Consider the following 3,231-nt stretch of genomic DNA (forward strand, 5'->3'; position numbering starts at 1 on the left):
AACGCGACGCTTGCTTCACCGCAAATCCGCCGCATAATCACATGAACCAGATGAGCCAGACCCTCTCTTAGCTCACGCCGCCATCTGTCCCAAAATCCCTGACGACGGACAGAAATCAACAATCATGTGAGGCCGGAGAAATGAGTGCTGGCTAAATGATCTCAGGCGCAAAGAAAACTCTTTATGAAGGGACCTGTCCACAAATGGCGATGCAATGGGGATAAACCACTGACCTGTTGACGGATTCTTCTAATATTCACCACAAGTGTTGGCGAAACATCAACGGAAGGATATTGGAAGAGCAGATTGATGTCACATCAGGACTGCAAAATATGACGACGCTGAATTCAGATAGCAGAAAACGGCTGGAAAGACGCTCTCTCAGCGTGGCCATGTGGGGAAACCTTTTCATGGCCGCCGCGGGGGTGCTGGCTGGTATGTTGTCGAATTCAAACGCGATCATGATGGACGGACTGTTCTCCCTGGTCGGGTTCGGCTCGGCGCTGCTTGGGCGTCGAATCAGTCGTCGCATCGATGCGGGTCCGGACAAGGTACGCCCTTTCGGCTACGCCGCTGACGAGGCTATTTTTGCGACATTTCGCTCACTGTCTCTTCTCGGCTTGGTCTTGTTCGCAATAACGAATGCGATCAAGAATATCTACAACTACCTCAACGGCATAATGCCTGAGCCGTTGAACTTTGCGCCGATGATCATCTACTTCGCCGGGATTGGCCTCACATGCACCTTAATGTGGGGCTTCCATCATTTCACCTGGCGCCGAATGGGAAAGAACAGCTCGATCCTGCGGCTCGAGTCCAAGGCTGCGATGTTCGACGGGCTGATCACGGCGGCGGCAGGTGTAGGGCTGGGTGCCGTCTACTTGTTCCGCGACGGTCCGCTGGCACCAGTTGCGCCGGTGGGCGACTCGGTAATCGTCCTAGTACTGTGCTTGTTGGCGGTCGGAACCTACGTCACAGATTTTCGCAGAGGATTGGGTGAATTGGCGGGCGTCAGCGCAAGCCCCGGAGACGTCGCTGCAGCCCGACGGGCTCTGCGTGCTGCTATTGTTCAGGATGGAGGATCACTACAGGATCTGTCCGTCACCAAACTTGGGCGAACATTCCTGATTACAGTCTATTACAATCCCGGCCGACCGATTTCTGCGTCTGTTATCGACGACCTGAACCTGCGCATGATCCGTGATACGCGCGAAGCACTGTCCGGCGCAGATGTGCTGCTCGTGATCACGGAACACTCAAGGCGCTGGCCGGATTCACTGAACCCTCTCTAACTAGGGTCAGGATGCATTGATTTTCGCTTCGTTGCTTGATTCACGGCTCGAAAACGGAGCGATGATATGAGCGACCTTTATTGGCTGACAGACGAGCAGATGGCCAAGCTTTCCCCTTTCTTCCCGAAGTCGAACGGCAGGCCACGGGTCGATGATAGAAGGGTGCTGAGTGGGATTATCTTCATCAATCGAAATGGGTTGCGTTGGCGAGATGCCCCCAGGGAATACGGACCTCACAAAGCGCTCTACAGCCGGTCGAAGCATTGGAGCTAGAAAGGCATCTTCGCACGAATGTTGGCTGGTCTGGCCGCCGAGCACGGTGAAAAGAAGACGGTCATGATCGACGCCACATATCTAAAAGCCCATCGCACGGCGTCCAGCTTGGGCGCCAAAAAGGGGGGCGTGGCCGCCTGATTCACTGCCCGGCAGGCGCATCCGAAGGATGCTGCCGAGAGGGGCCGAACCAAGGGCGGCATGAATACCAAGTTGCATGCTATCTGTGATAGCCAAGGTCGCCCGCTCAACCTGTTCGTTACCGCCGGGCAGGTCAGCGATTACATCGGTGCTCGGGCTCTGCTTAGGAGCATACCAAATGTGGACTGGCTGCTCGGTGATCGTGGCTATGACGCCGACTGGTTCCGAGACGCCTTGAAAGACAAAGGGATACGCGCCTGCATCCCCGGCCGAAAGCAACGCAAGGCGCCGGTAAAATACGACAAACGCCGGTACAAACGCCGCAACCGCATCGAGATCATGTTTGGCAGGCTCAAGGATTGGAGGCGCGTGGCAACACGCTATGATCGTTGTCCCAAGGTCTTCCTATCAGCCATCGCGCTCGCGGCTCTAGTCATCTAGTGGTTATGAATCCTGACCCTAGACAGGCCGCCTGTCTGCAAGGTGCTCGATCGAAAGAGTCCGGATTTGCGCGAAGGTGCCAAATGACCTGAAGCATTGGATAACGGGTCACCGCGCGGGGTTGGGTGCTCAGTCATCTGTTCCCGTTTCAGAAGCGTGGATTTGATAAGTAGGCGCTTTTTTGGGCAGGCTCTGAACAGAAGGTTCGGTGCGAAGAGTGGAGCGGAGTGCCCGCGATAGATCGATTTGCGCCGGGCGAACCGCCAAGGTGTGCAAGGTCAGGTCACACGTGCGCGTTGATCCTCGATCCCCATTGAGATCAGCGAAGGTTCTTCGCGTTGGCTGGTCTGAAAGCTTGCTTTGTCCTGCATCTTGTACCAATTGCTCAGGATCAAACATTGCGCGACGGCTCCGCCCAGTGTGGTTCCCGGTCCGGTGACGATGAACATGTCGGGTGCGAACTCTTTCGCGGCCTGTGATACGGCCTTTGTGAAATCATAGGTTTCGGTCACCTGATGACCCAAGGTGTAGTCCCAAAGCGCGTCCAGATCACAGGCTCCGGGCCACCAGATCTGACCACGGCCATCTATCATGGGCAAATTGGGTTGCCGGAACAGATCTGCGGCAAGGCGGGCGCGACCGGCTTCGGCAACTGGGCGTTGCAGATGTGAATGAAACCCTGCGTGATTGGCCAGCCGCATCGGAAATCGTTCCTGCACCACAGGCACCTTGTTTTCAAAGGCGGACAACCCAGCTTCATCCCCGGCCAGAACCAGCATCCCGCCCAGATCAATTGACAGGGTGAGGGTCGCGCCGGTGCCGTCGATCTCAGCGACCAGAGCCAGCAGTTCGGCCTTGCGTGCCGGGTTCGGCTGCCAGTCGGCATCCATGAAAGGATAGATCAACTGGCCGCCAATCAGGCTCTGCTGCATGAGTGTTCCCATGGTGTTGACCACCTCGAACCCTGCCTCGGCGGTCAGAGCGTCCCCGCAGGCCAGGGCTGAATACCAGCCCATCGAGTTTCCGGTCACAGCCACCACGTCGATCTTCTCCGGATCGATGGCACGAAAATCGCCCAGCGTGG

2 protein-coding genes and 1 pseudogene are annotated in these 3,231 nt (G+C 56.6%); 2 read left to right on the forward strand and 1 reads right to left on the reverse strand.

The annotated features are described in order from the left end of the window. Window positions 1-332 precede the first annotated feature (332 nt). Window positions 333-1,292 carry a cation efflux transmembrane domain-containing protein gene (locus AC2FLZ_RS21840; RefSeq protein ID WP_496882781.1) on the forward strand — a complete coding sequence of 320 codons (960 nt, stop codon included), beginning with the start codon at window positions 333-335 and terminating at the stop codon, window positions 1,290-1,292. Window positions 1,293-1,358: 66 nt separating this feature from the next. Then, window positions 1,359-2,147, forward strand: a pseudogene (locus AC2FLZ_RS21845) (IS5 family transposase). 278 nt (window positions 2,148-2,425) lie between these two features. Here the strand turns inward: AC2FLZ_RS21845 and AC2FLZ_RS21850 are convergent. Next, window positions 2,426-3,231: ACP S-malonyltransferase (locus AC2FLZ_RS21850; RefSeq protein WP_496882782.1), on the reverse strand; the 806-nt coding region annotated here is incomplete at its 5' end.

The sequence above is a fragment of the Ruegeria sp. YKSF131 genome, assembly GCF_059612645.1.

What these genes read in the sequence shown, in the direction of transcription:
- AC2FLZ_RS21840 (WP_496882781.1), top strand. Translation starts at nt 333, where the DNA reads ATGACGACGCTGAATTCAGATAGCAGAAAACGGCTGGAAAGACGCTCT.